At 73.6% G+C, this 16,978-nt stretch carries 18 protein-coding genes; 7 read left to right on the plus strand and 11 right to left on the minus strand.

What is annotated here, in order from left to right:
* Window positions 1–21: 21 nt before the first annotated feature.
* Entirely contained in the window at window positions 22–2,481 is a 2,460-nt protein-coding gene (locus OG379_RS22025) for a helicase-associated domain-containing protein (RefSeq protein ID WP_405664824.1), read from the minus strand.
* A 63-nt stretch (window positions 2,482–2,544) separates the two neighbouring features.
* On the opposite strand from OG379_RS22025, the gene OG379_RS22030 reads away from it, so the two are divergent.
* The 4 genes from OG379_RS22030 to OG379_RS22045 all read left to right on the plus strand — a co-directional run bounded on the left by OG379_RS22030 (window position 2,545) and on the right by OG379_RS22045 (window position 5,647).
* Window positions 2,545–3,720, plus strand: coding sequence for a hypothetical protein (locus tag OG379_RS22030; protein ID WP_405664825.1), 1,176 nt, complete (start codon window positions 2,545–2,547; stop codon window positions 3,718–3,720).
* A 56-nt stretch (window positions 3,721–3,776) separates the two neighbouring features.
* The gene (locus tag OG379_RS22035; RefSeq protein ID WP_393757519.1) at window positions 3,777–4,358 is read left to right on the plus strand and encodes a sugar O-acetyltransferase; all 582 of its coding nucleotides are present in this window, start codon (window positions 3,777–3,779) and stop codon (window positions 4,356–4,358) included.
* Between the two features lie 10 nt (window positions 4,359–4,368).
* Window positions 4,369–4,908: a TetR/AcrR family transcriptional regulator gene (locus OG379_RS22040; RefSeq protein WP_393757521.1), complete on the plus strand. Its 540-nt coding sequence runs from the start codon at window positions 4,369–4,371 to the stop codon at window positions 4,906–4,908.
* A gap of 103 nt (window positions 4,909–5,011) precedes the next feature.
* On the plus strand, window positions 5,012–5,647 hold the full coding sequence (locus OG379_RS22045) for a hypothetical protein (RefSeq protein WP_405664826.1): 636 nt from the start codon (window positions 5,012–5,014) through the stop codon (window positions 5,645–5,647).
* A 13-nt stretch (window positions 5,648–5,660) separates the two neighbouring features.
* On the opposite strand, the gene OG379_RS22050 is transcribed toward OG379_RS22045, so the two are convergent.
* The 5 genes from OG379_RS22050 to OG379_RS22070 all read right to left on the minus strand — a co-directional run bounded on the left by OG379_RS22050 (window position 5,661) and on the right by OG379_RS22070 (window position 10,269).
* Window positions 5,661–6,644 carry an ABC transporter substrate-binding protein gene (locus OG379_RS22050; RefSeq protein ID WP_405664827.1) on the minus strand — a complete coding sequence of 328 codons (984 nt, stop codon included), beginning with the start codon at window positions 6,642–6,644 and terminating at the stop codon, window positions 5,661–5,663.
* A 1-nt stretch (window position 6,645) separates the two neighbouring features.
* Window positions 6,646–7,512 carry an ABC transporter ATP-binding protein gene (locus OG379_RS22055; RefSeq protein ID WP_405664828.1) on the minus strand — a complete coding sequence of 289 codons (867 nt, stop codon included), beginning with the start codon at window positions 7,510–7,512 and terminating at the stop codon, window positions 6,646–6,648.
* Window positions 7,509–8,594 carry a FecCD family ABC transporter permease gene (locus OG379_RS22060; protein ID WP_405664829.1) on the minus strand — a complete coding sequence of 362 codons (1,086 nt, stop codon included), beginning with the start codon at window positions 8,592–8,594 and terminating at the stop codon, window positions 7,509–7,511. Before OG379_RS22060 ends, OG379_RS22055 begins: the two co-directional genes overlap by 4 nt.
* The gene (locus tag OG379_RS22065; protein ID WP_393757531.1) at window positions 8,591–9,601 is read right to left on the minus strand and encodes a FecCD family ABC transporter permease; all 1,011 of its coding nucleotides are present in this window, start codon (window positions 9,599–9,601) and stop codon (window positions 8,591–8,593) included. The genes OG379_RS22060 and OG379_RS22065 overlap by 4 nt, the downstream gene beginning before the upstream one ends.
* 116 nt (window positions 9,602–9,717) lie before the next feature.
* A complete protein-coding gene (locus tag OG379_RS22070) occupies window positions 9,718–10,269 on the minus strand; it encodes a hypothetical protein (protein WP_405664830.1) in 552 nt (183 codons plus the stop codon).
* Between the two features lie 79 nt (window positions 10,270–10,348).
* Here OG379_RS22070 and OG379_RS22075 point away from each other — a divergent pair, with 79 nt between their 5' ends.
* Window positions 10,349–10,975, plus strand: coding sequence for an HAD family hydrolase (locus OG379_RS22075; protein WP_393757535.1), 627 nt, complete (start codon window positions 10,349–10,351; stop codon window positions 10,973–10,975).
* 22 nt (window positions 10,976–10,997) lie between these two features.
* Here the strand turns inward: OG379_RS22075 and OG379_RS22080 are convergent, their stop codons facing one another.
* The gene (locus OG379_RS22080; protein WP_031093294.1) at window positions 10,998–11,234 is read right to left on the minus strand and encodes a hypothetical protein; all 237 of its coding nucleotides are present in this window, start codon (window positions 11,232–11,234) and stop codon (window positions 10,998–11,000) included.
* 166 nt (window positions 11,235–11,400) lie between these two features.
* On the opposite strand from OG379_RS22080, the gene OG379_RS22085 reads away from it, so the two are divergent.
* Window positions 11,401–11,784 (plus strand): cold-shock protein, encoded by a 384-nt coding sequence (locus OG379_RS22085; RefSeq protein ID WP_014154805.1) that lies wholly within the window; start codon window positions 11,401–11,403, stop codon window positions 11,782–11,784.
* Between the two features lie 40 nt (window positions 11,785–11,824).
* On the opposite strand, the gene OG379_RS22090 is transcribed toward OG379_RS22085, so the two are convergent.
* Genes OG379_RS22090 through OG379_RS22105 form a run of 4 tightly spaced genes read right to left on the minus strand, consistent with a single transcriptional unit; the run spans window position 11,825 to window position 15,406 of the window.
* Window positions 11,825–12,730 (minus strand): 1,4-dihydroxy-6-naphthoate synthase, encoded by a 906-nt coding sequence (locus OG379_RS22090; RefSeq protein WP_405664831.1) that lies wholly within the window; start codon window positions 12,728–12,730, stop codon window positions 11,825–11,827.
* Window positions 12,702–13,421 carry a futalosine hydrolase gene (locus OG379_RS22095; protein WP_405664832.1) on the minus strand — a complete coding sequence of 240 codons (720 nt, stop codon included), beginning with the start codon at window positions 13,419–13,421 and terminating at the stop codon, window positions 12,702–12,704. The genes OG379_RS22090 and OG379_RS22095 overlap by 29 nt, the downstream gene beginning before the upstream one ends.
* 29 nt (window positions 13,422–13,450) lie before the next feature.
* Window positions 13,451–13,933, minus strand: coding sequence for a DUF2771 domain-containing protein (locus OG379_RS22100; protein ID WP_405664833.1), 483 nt, complete (start codon window positions 13,931–13,933; stop codon window positions 13,451–13,453).
* 27 nt (window positions 13,934–13,960) lie between these two features.
* On the minus strand, window positions 13,961–15,406 hold the full coding sequence (locus OG379_RS22105) for an MFS transporter (protein ID WP_405664834.1): 1,446 nt from the start codon (window positions 15,404–15,406) through the stop codon (window positions 13,961–13,963).
* A gap of 439 nt (window positions 15,407–15,845) precedes the next feature.
* Here OG379_RS22105 and OG379_RS22110 point away from each other — a divergent pair, with 439 nt between their 5' ends.
* Complete coding sequence (locus OG379_RS22110) at window positions 15,846–16,775, plus strand: DUF3027 domain-containing protein (RefSeq protein WP_393757544.1); 930 nt, start codon at window positions 15,846–15,848, stop codon at window positions 16,773–16,775.
* Window positions 16,776–16,978: the final 203 nt, after the last annotated feature.

Here is a 16,978-nt window from a genome sequence, read left to right on the forward strand (position 1 = left end):
GCGGCACCCGGCGTCAGGGCGTCAGGGCGTCTGCTCGTCGGCGAGCTCCGCGACGCCCGTGATCCGGTGCAGCGGATACGTCCGGACCTCGTCGGCCGTGTGGTCGTACGCCGTCACGAAGCCGCCCTCCACCTTGACCGGCGCGATCACCCGCTGGCTGGCCGCGCCGTCGGCGTTGACGTAGCCGATCCAGACGGCCGAGCCGGTCATCGCGGCCGCCTGCACCGTGGCCAGGGTCTCGGCGGGGGCCGTGCGGGGGAGCGAGCCCGCCGTGGCCGTGTCCGGGCTCTCCTTGTGGACGGCTCTGGCCGCCGTGTCGCCCGCCCGGATGGCCCGGACCGCGGCGCTCAGCAGGGTGGCGTCCGGGACCGGCGGGCCCTCGGGGACGGGGGCGGGGGGCGTACGCGGCGGAGTGCGGCGGGCGCCGGCGCGCGTGATCAGGACGTCGCCCTCGGCGGACTCGGCGGCGGGGGCGTACCCCATCTCGCGAAGCCCTTCGAGGAGCGACCCCGGGTCGGCCTGCGAGGCCAGGACGGTCGGCGCGAGCCGGCGCAGCCGCAGGGTGGCCGAGCGCTTGTCGGCCAGGATCTCGTTGAGCACGGCCTCGTCGTCGCAGCGTACGTACGCGGAGGCGGCGCCGATCCGCAGGTGGCCGTGGCGGCGGGCCACGTCGTCGATGAGGTAGCTCAGCGGCTGCGGCACCGGCGTACGGCTGTGGGTGGCCAGGAAGGCGTGCAGGTCCGTGGCGGCCTGTCCGGCGTCGAGTGCGCGGCGTACGGAGCCGGGGGTGAAGCGGTAGACCGTCGCGCCGCCCTTGGACTCGACGTCGGCGAGCACCGAGAGCATGTCGGCGAGCGGGCGTTCCAGCGGGCCGGGGGCGACGGCCGTCAGGTCGGCCTGGAGCAGCACATGGTCCAGGGGTTCGGGGATCAGCGGGGCGAGGCGGGCGGCGGCCGCGTCGGGGCCCTCGTCGAGCAGCGCGCGGGCCTGGGAGGAGAGGGCGCCGCGGCCGGTGATCCCCAGCAGCTCGGCGTCGTTGACCGTCCACAGGGCGATCCGGGAGCGGAGGTCGGAGGCCTCGCCCGTGGGTCCGCCCGGGATCGAGGAGCGCAGCGGCCGTTCCCAGCGGAGCCGGGCGAGCAGCGTCTGCGGGTCGGGTGCGGTGCCCGGCGGGAGCGACGCGAACAGGGCCAGCACCCGGCGGCGTACCTCGGGGGCGGCCGAGCGGTCCAGGTCGGGGCCGAGTGCGGACAGCGCCCTGCCCTTGGCGTCCTGGCCGCCGATCAGGCCCGCCGTGCGGGTGGCGGCGAGCCAGGCGGTGGCGAGGTGGGTCCAGCGGTCCTGGGCGGGGAGGTCCAGCCACTCGTCGGACGCGGGGGTCGGCGCGTACCGCTCGTCGGTCTCGCCGTCGGAGGCCAGCAGGCCCGCCGCGTAGGCGAGTTCGATCCAGAAGGCGGCGACGGTCTCCGAGACGTCGAGCGCGCTCGCGGCGCGCTTCAGCTCGCGCACGCTCAGGCCGCCCGCGCGGAGGATGGCCGGACCGCCGTCGTTCCAGAGCTTGAGGAGCTCCTCGACGGTGGACAGCGCCATGAAGCCCTGGCCCGCCGCGGCTCTGTCCACAGCCTGGGGATCCCGCTCGGCCGCCGCCACGATCACCGGGGGCACGGGCTCGGGCACACGGTGGGCGCGGCCCGCCCGCAGATGCAGCGCGGCCTCGCGCGGCAGGACGACGGTGCGCGTCGACACGGGCAGCAACAGCCCGCGGTCGCGCAGCCATTGCACGGGCGGCGCGGGGTTGGGGGTGACCTCCCCGTACGGCGGACCCCAGACCAGCCGGTCGAGCACGGACAGCGCCTCGACGGGGGCGGTGTCGAGCAGCTCCGCCATCCTCGTCCGGTCCGTGAAGAGCCCGGCCAGCGCGGAGACGGCGGAGACCGGGTCGTGGGTGGCGGGCAGCCCGGCGGCGGTCAGGATCTCCTGCAGCCTGCCGGGCGACATCCCGGCCGTGGCCTCGGAGACGGTCGGGCCGAGGCCCGTGGGGGAGGGGTGCTGCGGTGACGGGGCGAGCAGCTCGCGCGCGGTGCGCACGAGGTGCAGCCGGGTGTCCTCGCCCCAGACCAGGGCCTGTTCGCGGAGGGTCGTGAGGGCGGCGGGCAGCGCGGCGGTGATCGCGGCGCCCGCGTCGTCGCGCCCGTCGCCGTCGTCCTGGCCGTCACCGGTGAGGAGCGCGAGCAGCGTGTCGTACGGTGCCGGGTCCGGCGCCACGGCCAGCGCCTCCGCGGTCTGCAGGGCGAAGCGGTCGAGGTGCTCCAGCGCACGGACGACGGAGGCGCGCGTGCCGGCCCGCGTCGCCAGCTGGGTGATGTCGTTCGGCACGGGGCTGAGCAGGTCGGGGCGGGCACGCAGCAGCCCTGCCAGCGATTCGTCGCCCCGGGCGCGCAGAGCTTCGGCGAGCGTGCGCGGTGGTGTGGTCGTCCCCATCCGTCCCACGGTAGCCCCTGGAACGCTACCGTCGGGGCAGGGCGGTGGAGGGAGAACGATCGCGTGGGGATCGAGAGCGACCAGCTTGTCTACGACTACCTCAGCCGGGTCGGTGACCTGGCGCAGCAGCAACAGCTGTCCTCGGGCGCCCGGATGAGGCTCGTCGCGACGCTCCGGGGCGAGATCGACCGGCAGCGCTCCACGGACGGCTCGGACTCTCCCGCGGTGGTCCGGCGCATCCTCGGACGGCTCGGAGCCCCGGGTGAACTCGTGGCCGCGGCGGCCGAGTCGGGCGACGGGGCGGTGCCCCTGCCGTCTCCCCGGGCGGACGCGGCCACGGGCTCGGCGACGGACCCGGCGGAACCGCGCGGGGTGCCACGTGCGCGGCGGAGTGTGCTCAGGAAAGCCGCGGCGCGCAAGGGCGCGTCGCCGGTCCTCAAGGAGTCCCGGAGTGCCGCCGCGAGCCCGGAGTCAGGACTCGGGGAGCCGGACACCGAGGGCCGGGCGTCCGGCGAGCCGGACCCGGACTGGCCGTCCGCGTCCGCGCCGCACATGGCCGGCCTGGACCAGGCGCCCGCCGGGGCGGAGCCCGAGTGGTGGCGGATCGAGCCGGGACCCTTCGGCGAGGGCGGGCAGGCCGGACCCGGCGAGCAGGGCGCGCCGGGGGCCATGGGGCCCGGCACCGCCGTGCCGGGGTTCGTGGGCGGGCTGGAGAGCCCGGAGCTGTTCGGACTGCCGAGCGCTCCGAGGCCCCCGGGGCCGCGCGCGCCGGCCGAGGCGGAGGAGCCGGAGCCGGCGGAGGCAGGGAAGGAGGCCGAGCCACCGGCGCCCCGGCGCCGGAAGCTGCGGCTGCGCCGCGTCCGGCGGGCCGCCGTGGACGGCGAGGGCGCCGTGCGGCCCCGCCTCTCGAACCCGTTGCTGCTGCTGGCGGCCGCGCTGCTGGTGGCCGGCGCCGTGACCGGGTCGTGGCTGGCGCTCGCGGGCGGCTGGCTGCTGGCGTACAGCTCGCGCAAGTTCTCGCGCGCCGAGGCGAAATGGGTGGCGCTGGGCCTGCCGGGCGTGGTCGTGGCCGGGGCCTTCGTCTGGCTGTGGGGCCGCACGGACGGCCGTTGGGGCGAGCCCCTCGCGGCGGATGCGATGGGGGACGCGATGACGGAGGTCTGGCCCGTGGTGGTGCGGGTGGCGGCGGTGTCGTCGGCGTTGTATCTGGTGTGGCGGTCGCGCAGGCTGGCGGGGTGACAGCGGCCGCCACGGGGAGTGTACGTTCGTACACTCCAGGGTATACGCTCGTACGCATGCCGACGGACTACTTCGCCAACGATCCGCGTACCAACCTCGAGCGCATGCTCGCCGGTGACCTCTACGTCGCCGACGACCCGGAGATCGGCCGGCGTCAGCAGCGGGCCATGCGCCTCGCGGCCCGCTTCCAGGCCGCCTACACCGAGGACGCCGACGCGGCCAGGACGATCCTGGCCGAGCTGCTGGACTCCGTGGGCGAGGGCGTCGACCTGCGCCCGCCGCTGTACGTCGACTACGGCAGCAACATCACGATCGGCGCCCGCACCTTCGTCAACTACCACCTCACGGCGCTGGACGTCGCGCGCATCACCATCGGCGAGGACTGCCAGATCGGCCCCAACGTCCAGCTCCTGACACCCACCCACCCCGTGGAGCCCGAGCCCCGCAGGGACAAGCTGGAAGCGGCGCTCCCCATCACCATCGGTGACAACGTCTGGCTGGGCGGCGGGGTCATCGTCTGCCCCGGGGTGACCATCGGCTCCAACTCCGTGATCGGGGCCGGAGCCGTGGTCACGAAGGACATCCCCGCCGACGTCGTCGCCGTGGGCAACCCCGCCCGCGTCGTCCGCGGCGTCTGACACGCCCGCCATGGCCACCGGACGCACGGATCCGCAGCGGCGCGAGCGCATCCTCGCCGCCACGCTCGACCACATCGCCGAGGAGGGTGTCGTCGGCGTCTCCCACCGCAAGATCGCCGGCCGCGCCGAGGTCCCGCTGGGCTCGATGACGTACCACTTCGACGGCATCGACGACCTGCTGCGCGAGGCCTTCACCCGCTTCGCCGACCACATCGTGGCCGTCTTCGAGCTGCACCTGGGCCGGGTCGACACCCCGGAGCAGGCCCGTGAGGCCGTCACCGACCTCATCCACGTGCTCTCCGAGGGCCCCCGGCGCGACCTCGTCCTCACCCAGGAGCTCTACACGCTGGCCGCCCGGCGCGACGAGTACCGCGAGCTCACCCACGCGTGGATGAACCGCAGCCGCCGCCTGCTGGAACAGCACTTCGACCCGGACACAGCCCGTCAGCTGGACGCGCTGATCGAGGGGCTGGCCCTGCACCGGTCCCTCGACACCGAGCCGCAGGACCGCGAGCTGACGCGGCTGGCAGTGCTGCGGATGACCTCCTAGGGCCACCGAACCGCCTGTGGGGCGCGGACCTGACACCGCGCCCCACAGGCCTCTCCACCGATGAGACCATCTCCTTCACGCTCCACGAGGGGGGTTGGGCTCCATGGCACGCCGGTCCGGGGCAAGGGCCAGAGAGGCGCGGCGCACGCGCGCGGCGAAGCGGGCAGAGGAGACGAGGCTCGCGGCGAAGCGGACCGCGTCCGAGGACGGCGGCGGGGAACGCCGGGAGAGATGGCGCGGGAAGCTGTGGCCGGTGACCGGGGCGCTGGTCCTGGCCGCCGTCGTCTGCGGGGCTGTGCTGCTGTTCCTCTCCCCCCTGCCGGAGGACGTGTGGCGCGACGTCGCCCCGCGGTGGCCCGGCGGCGGGTACGGCCTCGCCGCCTCGGCCGGTTTCGTGCTCTTCCCGTGCGTGGGCGGTGTCGTCGTGGGCCTGGGCGGTCTCTTCGAGGGCATCTCGGCATGGCGCCGGAGCCGTGAGCCGCGCCGGCTCACCGGTGCGGCCGGTCACGGCCTGCTCGCGGCGGGCTGCGGTCTGCTGGGCGCCGCCGGCGTCGTCGTGGTGACGACGACGCTCGGCGGCAAGGGAGGCGCCCGCTCGGACAGCCTCTCCGTCTTCCTCCGCGGTGAGTACCCCTTGGTCGGCTACGCGGCGCTGGGCGGCATCGTGGCCCCGCTCCTCGTGGCTCCGGCGGCCGTCAGGCTCCGGGAAGCGCTGGGACGCCGGGACCGGGAGGGATGACCGCGCGGCGGGCCTACTTCGTCAGGTCCGCCTGGAGCTCGTCCAGGATCTTGTCCGCCGCCGTGTAGCCGATGCCCTGGATCCACAGCTCGTCCTCGACCGGGAACACCTTGCCGGCCTTCACCGCGCCCATGCTCTTCCACAGCCCGCTGCCCACGGTCTGCTTCTGCTTGGACTTCTCCGCGTCCCCGTACGTCGAGTGGAAGACGACGTCCGCGTCCGCCTGGTCGATCTTCTCCGGGCTGACGTCGTACGAGAAGCCGTCCTTGGCCTTGTCGACGATCGCCGGCCGGCCGAGGCCGACGTCGGCGAGGATCGTCGCGATGTAGCTCTGGCGGCCGTAGATGCGGATGTCCGCGCCCTCGACGAACCGCACCATGTTGACCTCGGTGGCCGCCGCCTTCTTCTTGCCGCCGAGCGCCTCGGTGACCTCGCCGACGTGCGCGTCGTAGCCGGCGATGACCTTCTCGGCCGCCGGAACCTTGCCGAGGGCGTTGGCGTGGACCTGGAAGTTCTCCTTCCAGGGGTGGCCCGTGTTCTCCGTCATGACCGTCGGGGCGATCTTCGAGAGCTCGTCGTACTTGTCGCCGTGGCGGATCTTGCTGGTGAGGATCAGGTCCGGCTTCAGCCCTGCGATCGCCTCCAGGTTCGGCGTCATCATCTCGCCGACGTCCTCGACGCCCGCGACCTTCTCCTTCGGCAGGTAGCTCGGGTAACCCGACTCCGTGCCGGTGTGCGTGGCGCCGACCGGCTTCACACCGAGGGTGAGCGCGGAGTCCAGCTCGGCGGTGTCCAGGACGACGACCCGCTTCGGGGCGACGGGGACCTTGACGTTGCCCATGGCCGTGGCGACGGTGTGGGTCTTGGCGTCGGAGGAGGACGCCGAGCCGCCGGAGCCGGAGCCGGAGTCGGACGAGCCGCAGGAGGTGAGGGTCAGCGCGGCGGTCACGGCCAGCGAACCGGTGACGAGCAGACGAGCCGCAGGAGGTGTGGGCATGTCAGAGGGCCTTTCCGGAAAGGGATGAGGAGGACGTGGCGGGAGTCCAGGGCGCGCCGGGTACGACGAGCGGCGAGCCCGTGACCGGGTCCGGGACGATGACGGCTTCCAGGCCGAAGACCTCGCGCACGAGCTCGGCGGTGACGACGTCCCCGGGCCGCCCCTCGGCGACGATGCGGCCCGCCTTCATGGCGACGAGGTGGTCGGCGTAACGGGCGGCCTGGTTGAGGTCGTGCAGGACGGTGACGACGGTCCGCCCCCGGCTGCCGTCCGCGGCCGGGGCGGCGAGCCGGCGCACCAGGTCCAGGACCTCGACCTGGTGAGCGATGTCGAGATACGTCGTCGGCTCGTCGAGCAGCAGCAGATCCGTGTCCTGTGCGAGCGCCATCGCGATCCACACCCGCTGGCGCTGGCCCCCGGACAGCTCGTCCACCGGCCGGTCGCCGAGCGCGGTGATGTCCGTGCGCTCCATGGCGTCACTCACCGCGCGCTCGTCCGCGTCCGACCACTGCTGCCACCAGCGCTGGTGCGGCTGGCGGCCACGGGCGACCAGGTCGGAGACGGTGATCGCCTCGGGTGCCACGGGTGTCTGCGGGAGCAGCCCGACCGACTGGGCGATCGTGCGCGTGGGGATGCGCGACAGCTCCGTACCGTCCAGGAGCACGGAGCCGCCGGCCGGCTTCAGCAGCCGCCCCAGCGCGCGCAGAGTCGTCGACTTGCCGCAGGCGTTCGGGCCGACGATGACCGTCACGCATCCGTCGGGCACGGCCAGGTCCAGCTCGTGCACGACGGTGCGGTCGTCGTAGGCGAGGGTCAGGGCGCGGGTCGTGAGCCTGGACGTGGCGGTGTCCTGCGTACGGGTCGTCATGCGTTGCCTCCACTGCGGCCGCCGTGGCCACGGATGATCAGCCAGATCAGATACGGGGCGCCGACCGCCGCCGTCAGCACACCCACCGGGAGCTCGGTGGGGGAGAAGAGCCTGCGGGCCAGCAGGTCCGCGAGGACGACGATCACGGCGCCGAGCAGTGCCGAGCACAGCAGCGGGATCTGCGCCGTACGCGTCATCCGGCGGGCGATCTGCGGGGCGAGCAGCGCCACGAAGTCGACCGGCCCGGCCGTCCCCGTCGCCACCGACGCCAGGACCACCCCGAGGGCGACGAGCCCCAGCCGTACGCGCCCGAGGCGGACGCCCAGCGCCGTCGCGGTGTCGTCGTCCATCGAGACGGTGCGCTGCGCGCGCGCCGCCCACAGGACGGCCGGGAGCAGGACCAGGAGCGCCCAGCCGATGGGGGCGGCCTCGTTCCAGCCGCGGCCGTTGAGCGAGCCCGTCATCCAGATCTGCGCCTGCTGGGCGACCAGGTAGTCGCCCTTCGTCAGGAACAGGGTGGTCACCGACCGCAGGGCGATCGCGAAGCCGATCCCGATGAGGACGAAGCGGGTCGCGTGGAGCCCGCCGCGCCACGCGAAGAGGTAGACCAGAGCGGCGGCGGCGACGCCGCCGATGACGGAGAGGTAGGGCAGGACGGTGTACGACGTGAGGCCGAAGGTCATCGCGCCGACCGTGAGCGCGCTCGCGCCCTGGCTGATGCCGATGATGTCGGGGCTGGCGAGCGGGTTGCGGGCGACGGTCTGGATCAGCGCACCGGCGATCCCGAAGGCCGCGCCGACGAGCAGTCCGACGACCATGCGGGGCAGCCGCAGGGTGCCCACGACCAGTTCGTCCGGCGACGGCTGCCCGAGGACGACCTTCACCACCTCCGCGGGCGCCACGAAGCTCTGACCGGTGCAGAGGTAGGCGACACAGACCGCCGCCAGCAGGACGACGAGGGCCACGGCGACCAGCCCGGCCCGCCGGTGGAGCAGGAACCGGGTCCGCTTCCCGACCCGTACGACCCGGTAGCCGGCGGGACGTACCGGGGTCCGTACGGGCACTGCCGTGTCCGGGCTCATGCGGGCACCGCCTTCCGGCGTACGAGGGTGACCAGGAACGGCACTCCGATCAGCGCCGTCATCACGCCTGCCGGGACCTCGCCGGGCGGGAACAGGACCCGGCCGACGACATCGGAGACGAGGAGCATCACGGGCCCGACGAGGGCCGCCATCGGCAGCACCCAGCGGTGGTCGCTTCCCACGATCGCGCGGGCGATGTGCGGCACCGCGAGGCCGACGAAGGCGATCGGTCCGGCCGCGGCGACGCCCGCGCCGGTGAGCACGGTGGCCCCGACACCGCCGACGATGCGGACGGCCGCGACGTTCTGCCCCAGGCCCTTCGCGACGTCCTCGCCCAGCGCCAGCGCGTCGAGCCCGCGCGCCACGGACACCACGAGGACGGCCCCGATCAGCAGGAACGGCCAGATCTGCTGGGCGACCTGGGCCTCGCGGCCGGCGATCGAGCCCACCTGCCAGAAGCGGAACTCGTCGAGCGCCGAAGCCTTCGTGGTGAGCACCGCCATGGTCACCGACACGAGCAGTGCGTTGATCGCGGCGCCGCCCAGCGCGAGCTTCACCGGCGTCGCACCGCCCCGGCCCCGGGAGGCGATGGCGTACACCGCGACGGACGCGACGGCGGCCCCCGCGAAGGCGAACCACACATAGCCGGTAAGGGTGTGGATCCCGGCGTAGGCGATGGCGAGCACCACGGCCACCGAGGCGCCCTGGCTGATCCCGAGGATCCCCGGGTCGGCGATGGGGTTGCGCGTGATGCCCTGGAGCACCGTGCCCGCGAGGGCGAGCGCCGCGCCGACCATCAGCCCGATCACGGTGCGCGGCACCCGCATCTGCCGGATCACCTCGGCGGCGTCGGAGTGCCCGCCGTGCAGCAGGGCGTCCAGGACCGCGGACGGCGCGATGGTCCTCGCCCCGACGGCGAGGCTGAGCAGGACGGAGAGCAGCAGGGCGACGACGGCGGCAGCGGTCGCGAGTGCGCGTCTGGACAGGCGTGGAGCGGCGGCTGCCATCGGAACCAATCGGGTGAGCGAGAGCCGGGAACTGCGAGGGCCGGGGCATTGCGAGGTAAGGCTTGGCTAAGTCTATGTGTGGCCCATGAACCCCTGCCGGGCGCCCATGGGCTCCGTCACCGGGCCCTCGCCCCGCGCAGGGCGACGTCCTCGGCGGTGACGGGGGTCTGGATCGTGTAGACGTCCCCCACGCGCAGACCGTCCGGCGTGCTGTACTCCCCGTGTACGGAGACGAAGGTGACGGCCGTCCGCGAGGCGGGCTGCCAGAACGTGCGGTAGTACGGCGCGTTCCCCGGATACTCCGGGATCTCCACCAGCGGGACGCCCCGCCGCCGCAGGAGACGCTCCAGCTTCTCGAACCGGAGCCGCGGGGCGAACCGTCCGTAGCGGGCACGGAGCACGTCGCCCGGGAGGGTGCGGTCACGGCGGGCGAGCCGGTGCACCTGGAGGCTGAAGTGGTGCCCCGACCAGGGGTCGCGGGCCCGGGCGCGGTGGTAGTGGAACTCCGCCAGGCCGTAGTCACGGCACATGGCCCGGCCGAAGTCGTTCTCGGCGAAATCCGTCCCCAGGACCGAGGCGACCTCGTCGGGGGACCCGTCGGGGCGGAGGCCGAGCACGGTGCCGGTGGTGACGGCATGGACGTAGAACGCCAGGGAGTACGGGGTCAACGGCCGTTCCTCGGTAGGGGGCGGGTGCGGTGGGCCCGCACTTCGGACGGCCGGTCGCCCGGTCCGGGACACCGGCACAATGGACCTCATGCCTTCACCCACCCTGACGGTCGGATTCGACCTCGACATGACGCTCATCGACTCCCGGCCCGGCATCAAGGTCGCCTACGAGAAACTGGCCGCCGAGACGGGTGTGTACATCGACACCGACCTGGTCGTCAGCCGGCTCGGCCCGCCGCTCCAGGACGAGATGCGGAACTGGTTCCCGGCCGACGCGATCGAGGCGGCCTGCGACCGGTACCGCGCCCTCTACCCGGACACGGCGATCACCCCGACGACCGCGCTCCCCGGCGCCCGGGAGGCCGTCCAGGCCGTCCAGGCGCTCGGCGGGCGGGCGATGGTCGTCACCGCCAAGTACGAGCCGAACGCCAAGCTCCACCTCGCGCACCTCGGCATAGACGCGGACGTGCTGATCGGCGGGCTCTGGGCGGAGGGCAAGGCGCAGGCGCTCCTGGAGCACGGCGCGCGGGTCTACGTCGGGGACCACACCGGGGACGTACGGGGTGCGCACGCGGCGGACGCCCTGTCGGTCGGCGTCACCACCGGCCCGTGCGACGAGGAGGAGCTCCGGGCCGCCGGAGCCGATGTGATCCTGCCGGACCTCACGGCGTTCCCCGCCTGGCTGCGGACCTTCGCCGCGGCCTGACGGGCCAGGGGGGGCCCGGCCGCTACCTCGCGGCGGCGCGCTTCGGGGAGTTCTTCCACACCGACCGCACCACCCCCGCGGCCGCGATCAGGAAGCCCAGACCCATCAGCATGCACACCGCGTAGGCGATGGACGGGAACGGGTCGGTGCCCAGGAAGAGTGGGGCCACGGTGACCAGAGTGGCCAGTGCGCCGATGAAGAAGACGATCGCGCCGACCTGTACGAGCCGGTCGCCTGCGCCGGAAGGAGTAGTACTCACCCGGTCAGGGTAGTTCCCAGCTCGGCGGAACCGTTCGGCGACGTCTTGTGTCCGGCCCCTGGACCATTAGCCTGGGGCATGGCGGGTCGGAAGACCCGCTGTACTGCTATCCGGAGCCGTTTCGCGGCTCTCCCGCGCACCGACGAGTACGAGGACGAGGACAGACGTGCCCACGGGTAAGGTCAAATGGTTCAATTCGGAAAAGGGCTTCGGCTTTCTTTCGCGCGACGACGGCGCCGACGTCTTCGTCCACTCCTCCGTACTCCCGGCCGGCGTCGAAGCGCTCAAGCCCGGCCAGCGCGTCGAGTTCGGCGTGGTCGCCGGCCAGCGCGGTGACCAGGCCCTCTCCGTGGTGATCCTCGACCCCACGCCGTCCGTCGCCGCCGCGCAGCGGCGCAGGCCGGACGAGCTGGCCTCGATCGTGCAGGACCTGACGACGGTGCTGGAGAACATCACGCCGCTGCTGGAACGCGGCCGGTACCCCGACAAGGCGGCGGGCGCGAAGATCGCCGGCCTGCTGAGGGCCGTCGCCGACCAGCTCGACGTCTGACGTACGCGGGGACGCCCGGGCAGGGCCCGGGCGTCCCTGGTCAGCGCCCGGTGACGGAGAACGCGTCCGGCGCCAGCGCCGGCACGAGGCCCTCGGCCGCCGCCCGGGTCAGCAGGCCGCGGATCGCCGCGTAGCCGCTCTCGCCCAGGTCGGCGGTGAACTCGTTCACGTACAGCCCGATGTGCTGGTCGGCCACGGCCGGGTCCATCTCCTGGGCGTGCTCCAGGACGTACGGACGCGAACGCTCCGGGTCGTCCCAGGCCATCCGCACCGACGTACGGATCGACTCCGCCAGCCTGTTCAGCGTCTCCTCGCCCAGCGAGCGCTTCGCGATGATCGCGCCCAGGGGGATGGGCAGGCCGGTGGTCGACTCCCAGTGCTCACCCATGTCGGCGAGGCTGTGCAGGCCGTAGTTCCGGTAGGTGAAACGGGCCTCGTGGATCACGAGCCCGGCGTCCACCCGGCCGTCGCGCACCGCCGGCATGATCTCGTCGAACGGCATGACGACGATCTCGCCGACGCCGTCCGGCACGACCTCGGCCGCCCACAGCCGGAACAGCAGATAGGCGGTGGAGCGCTCGCTCGGCACGGCGACGGTCTTCCCCGTCAGGTCCGCGCCCGCCTCCTTCGTGAGGACGAGCGGCCCGCAGCCGCGCCCCAGGGCGCCGCCGCACGGCAGCAGCGCGTACTCGTCGAGGACCCACGGGAGGACGGCGTACGACACCTTCAGCACGTCGAGCTCGCCGCGCTCGGCCATGCCGTTGGTGAGGTCGATGTCGGCGAAGGTGACATCGAGGGCGGGCGCGCCGGGGACCCTTCCGTGCGCCCAGGCGTCGAAGACGAAGGTGTCGTTCGGGCACGGCGAGAAGGCGATCCGCAGCGCGGGGAGCGATGCGCCGGCGGAGTCGGTCGCGGTGTCAGTCACGGTCTCGGTCGAGTCGGTCATGCCAGGTCCAACTTTCCACTACAGGTGCGGTCTTCCCGAACGCCTCGGTGAGCGCCGCCAGGGCGTCGCCGATACGCCAGGCCCCGCGGTCGCGCGGCCCCACGGTGTTCGAGACGGCCCGGAGCTCCAGCGCCGGCACGCCGAACCTGTCGGCGGCCTCAGCGACGCCGAAGCCCTCCATGGCCTCGGCGACGGCTCCGGGGTGCGCGGCCAGCAGCTCGGCGGTGCGGGCCGCGCTGCCGGTCACGGTGGAGACGGTGAGGACGGGGCCCGGCACGGCGCCGGTGGCCTCCGCCACGGCCCGTACGAGGGCCTCGGGCGGCAGGAAGGTGTCCCTGCCGAAGCCGAGACCGGTGACGGGCACGAAGCCGTCCGGGGTCTCGGCGCCCAGGTCCGCGGCGACGATGCCGGTCGCCACGACGAGTGAGCCGACGGGCGCGGCGGGTGCGAAGCCGCCGCCGATGCCGGCCGAGACGACGGCCGCGTACGGCTGCGAGGCGGGCGCGGCGGCGAGGGCGAAGGCGGTGGCGGCCGCCGCGGCGGCCGGACCCGCGCTACCCGCGAGGACGTCGAACGGGCCGGCCCGGTGCAGCTCGGCGCCGGGAACCTCCCGTACCTCCGGATCACCCCCGAACGCGCGCGTGACCGCGTCCCGTTCGGCCGGGACGGCGGTCACGACAAGCACCCGCACGGCGGTGGTCCTCGGGGTCGAAGGGGCGGTCAGGAAGTCTTCGTGAGCTGGAAGTGCCAGACGCCCGTGAGCTTCTGACCCTTGGTCTCGACGATGCTGACCTGCGTCTTGTCCGCCGTGGTCTCACCGGTCTGGCTGGCGAAGAAGGCGCTGCCGGGGATCGACCGGTAGGTCTTCTTGTACGGCTCCTGCTCGGCCTGCTGGCCGTTGATGAAGAGGCTCCAGCCGTGGTCCGCGACCTCGGGGTCGACGCCGAAGCGGACCTTGTCGTCCATCGCGACCTTGACGGACTTCTCCGCCTTCTTGTTCAGGCAGCCCTGGATCTCGGACTCCTTGAGGGCGTTGCCGTCGTTGTAGCAGGACGCCTCGGTGCTCACCGAGTTGTCGCCGACCGTCACGGTGGCGAGCGGCGTCGGCTTGTCGCAGGCGGACAGGACAAGGAGTCCCGCGGACACGGCACCAAGAGCGACGCCGATTCGACGGCCCTTACCGGAGAAGAACGCAACGGTCATGCGCCGAAGGTTATCGGTCGGTGCCGCTCACGCCACGCGGGGGTGCGGTGAGCCGCGCCGTGCGGCCCCCAGGAGGCCCCGTACGGAGGCGGCCGCGCCCAGCGCCAGGAGCCCCGCGGCGACGGACATGCCGAGTACTCCGTTGAGCGGTAGGGCGATGCCGATCGCGCCGCCGACCACCCAGGACATCTGGAGCAGCGTCTCCGACCGGGCGAAGGCCGACGTACGCACCTCCTCCGGCACGTCGCGCTGGATCATCGCGTCCAGCGACAGCTTCGACAGGGCCTGCGTGAACCCCGCGACCGCGGCGAGGGCGGCGACCATCACCGTGCTGAAGAACACCGCGGTGAGCACGGCGACCCCCAGGGCGAGCCCCAGCACCGTCGCGACGATCACCTCGGGGCCGCGCGCCCTGAGCCAGGAGCCGACCGCCGTGCCACAGGCGTTCCCGGCGCCGGCCGCGACCCCGACGATGCCGAGGGAGACGGCGGCGCTCTGCCCCGCCAGGGGGTGCTCGCGCAGCAGGAACGCCAGGAAGAAGATCAGGAAGCCGGAGAGCGCGCGGTGCGCGGCGTTGGCCTGGAGGCCGTGCAGGACGGACGGCCCGACGGACCGCAGCCCCGGCGGCTTCTCCCGCCCGCGTCTCCTCGCGGCCCACGTGCTGCCGGTCCTGCCGCCCATGGCGCTCTTCGAGGTGCTGACGCGGACGGGCGGCGGAGCGGCCGCCTCCTCGTGCGGGACGACGAGGCGGGCCTTGCTCTCGCCCTTCGCGGAGTCGACCTTGTGGGGCAGCGTGAAGGCGAGGACCGTACCGCCGAGGAAGATCGCACAGGCGCCGTAGAGCGGCCAGGGGGATCCGATGCTCTGCAGCCCCGCCCCGATCGGCGCCGCGACCCCTGTGGCCAGCAGACCGGCAAGGGTGACCCGCGAATTGGCCTTCACCAGGGAGAAGCGGGGCGGCAGGAGACGGGGCACGACGGCGCTGCGCACGACCCCGTACGCCTTCGAGCAGACCAGGACGCCCAGGGCCGCCGGATAGAGCTCCAGGCCGCCCGTGGCCACCGCGCCGGACATCGTGATCGCGAGCACCGCCCGGGCGAACATCGCACCGGCCATCGCGGCGCGGCGGCCGTGCGGCAGGCGGTCCAGGAGGGGGCCGACCACCGGGGCGAGCAGGATGAAGGGGGCCATGGTGACGGCGAGGTACAGGGCGACGCGCCCCCGTGCCTCGTCCGTCGGTACGGAGAAGAACACCGTGGAGGCGAGCGCCACGGTGATCATGACGTCACCGGCGCCGTTGACCGCGTGCAGCTCGATCAGCTTGCCGAGACCGGACTCACCGGCCCCGTGGGCGTGGGTCGCCTTCCTGATCCCCCGCGCGGTGCCCGTGAACGGGGCGCGCAGGGCACGGGCCATCGCCCGGCCCGCCCTGCGGAGCGGGCCGGATCCGTCGGACGACCTGGCGGCGGCCACGTGGTCATAGTGCCCCACGCCCCCCCGTCACGAACCCATGATCGGGGCGGGGCGTGGCGGCGGACGCTCCGTCGGGTGAGTCGCCCCCGGTCGGGAATCGGCCGGTACGCACCGCCGATCCCGGGCGTTTCCGCCCTCCGCCCGGTGACGGATCAGAACCGGTACGGAAGGGTTCCGGTGCTGTTTGGGACGGGCAGGTGGGCGCGGGGCGGCGGAGAGGGTAGCGTGCACTCACGCGCCACCGGCGGTTGTTCTTGGCCGCGCGCCTCTCCGCGATCCCGCAGAATGGGTGGCAGAAGGCGCGCCCGAGGCAGGCACAACGGGTGTGGACGTCGACGCGGCCCCCAGGTCCGCTCCGCTCACAACTGTCATGGCCGAAATCGGACATCGATGGAGCTGCTGGCGCGCTCGAGACGGCGTATGGAGAGAAGCGAGACCTGTGAGTGCTGCGACGACGCGAAGCCGTACGGCCCGTACCCCCGCCCCTGACCGTCTGTGCGCCGAGGCGGTAGACCTCGCGCGCGCTGCGGCGGAGGAGGCCGCCGCCCCAGGAGTGGTGGGTGAGCACGTGGCCCTGGTCTCCGAAGGTGACCGGGTGGTCACGCACTACTTCGAGTCCAAGGAGCCCGGCTACCGGGGCTGGCGCTGGGCGGTGACGGTCGCCAGGGCCTCCCGCGCCAAGAACGTCACCCTTGACGAAACGGTGCTCCTGCCCGGATCCGACGCGCTCCTCGCCCCGGAGTGGGTGCCCTGGAGCGAGCGGCTGCGGCCCGGCGACATGGGGCCCGGCGACCTGCTGCCCACGGAGGCGGAGGACCCGCGCCTGGAGCCCGGCTGGACGGGCGAGGACGAGCCCCTGCCGAACTCCGCGGTCTCCGAGGTGTCGCAGGAGCTTGCCGCCCTCGCCGACGTCGAGGACGCGGAGCTGACGGCGCTGCCGGGGACGCGCCGGGGCTCGATCGCCGCGGTCGCCGACGAGCTGGGGACGCGGCGTGCGCGGGTGCTGTCCCGGTACGGGCTGCGGCTGGCGGCGGACCGCTGGGACGAGGAGTTCGGCGCGAAGACGCCCATGGCGCAGGCGGCGCCCGCGTCCTGTGTCACCTGCGCGTTCCTGGTGCCGATGGCCGGCTCGCTGAAGCAGGCCTTCGGGGTCTGCGCGAACGAGTTCGCCCCGGCGGACGGCCGGGTCGTCTCCCTGGCGTACGGCTGCGGTGGCCACTCCGAGGCGGCGGTCATGCCGAAGACGCCGAAGCCGTCGCACGCGCTCGACACGATGCGGGTGGACGACTACTCCCTGCGTCCGGCCGACGAATCCGGATCGGTCCCGGACCTGCCGGACGGCGCGACGGAGGACCTGGGCCACTCCTGACGCTCCTGTCCGCCGCGGGGTCCGGGCTTGCGGTGCCCGGGTATCGCGGGGCCCGCGGGCGCCCCTGCAGGCTTTGTCCTCGATCGCCGGACGGGCTTGATTCCGGGCCTGTGTGTCGGGGCTTCGGGCGAGGCCTGGTCCTGGGGCGGGCTTTGTCCTCAACAGCCGGACGGGCTTGGTCTTGCCGGGGTGCGGTCTGGCCC

This window comes from Streptomyces sp. NBC_01166, from assembly GCF_045039765.1.
Classification (GTDB): Bacteria; Actinomycetota; Actinomycetes; order Streptomycetales; family Streptomycetaceae; genus Streptomyces.

What these genes read in the sequence shown, in the direction of transcription:
- OG379_RS22065 (WP_393757531.1), bottom strand. Translation starts at nt 9,601, where the DNA reads ATGGCAGCCGCCGCTCCACGCCTGTCCAGACGCGCACTCGCGACCGCT.
- OG379_RS22090 (WP_405664831.1), bottom strand. Translation starts at nt 12,730, where the DNA reads ATGACCGACTCGACCGAGACCGTGACTGACACCGCGACCGACTCCGCC.
- OG379_RS22060 (WP_405664829.1), bottom strand. Translation starts at nt 8,594, where the DNA reads ATGAGCCCGGACACGGCAGTGCCCGTACGGACCCCGGTACGTCCCGCC.
- OG379_RS22045 (WP_405664826.1), top strand. Translation starts at nt 5,012, where the DNA reads ATGGCACGCCGGTCCGGGGCAAGGGCCAGAGAGGCGCGGCGCACGCGC.
- OG379_RS22040 (WP_393757521.1), top strand. Translation starts at nt 4,369, where the DNA reads ATGGCCACCGGACGCACGGATCCGCAGCGGCGCGAGCGCATCCTCGCC.
- OG379_RS22035 (WP_393757519.1), top strand. Translation starts at nt 3,777, where the DNA reads ATGCCGACGGACTACTTCGCCAACGATCCGCGTACCAACCTCGAGCGC.
- OG379_RS22075 (WP_393757535.1), top strand. Translation starts at nt 10,349, where the DNA reads ATGGACCTCATGCCTTCACCCACCCTGACGGTCGGATTCGACCTCGAC.
- OG379_RS22050 (WP_405664827.1), bottom strand. Translation starts at nt 6,644, where the DNA reads ATGCCCACACCTCCTGCGGCTCGTCTGCTCGTCACCGGTTCGCTGGCC.
- OG379_RS22100 (WP_405664833.1), bottom strand. Translation starts at nt 13,933, where the DNA reads ATGACCGTTGCGTTCTTCTCCGGTAAGGGCCGTCGAATCGGCGTCGCT.
- OG379_RS22055 (WP_405664828.1), bottom strand. Translation starts at nt 7,512, where the DNA reads ATGACGACCCGTACGCAGGACACCGCCACGTCCAGGCTCACGACCCGC.
- OG379_RS22025 (WP_405664824.1), bottom strand. Translation starts at nt 2,481, where the DNA reads ATGGGGACGACCACACCACCGCGCACGCTCGCCGAAGCTCTGCGCGCC.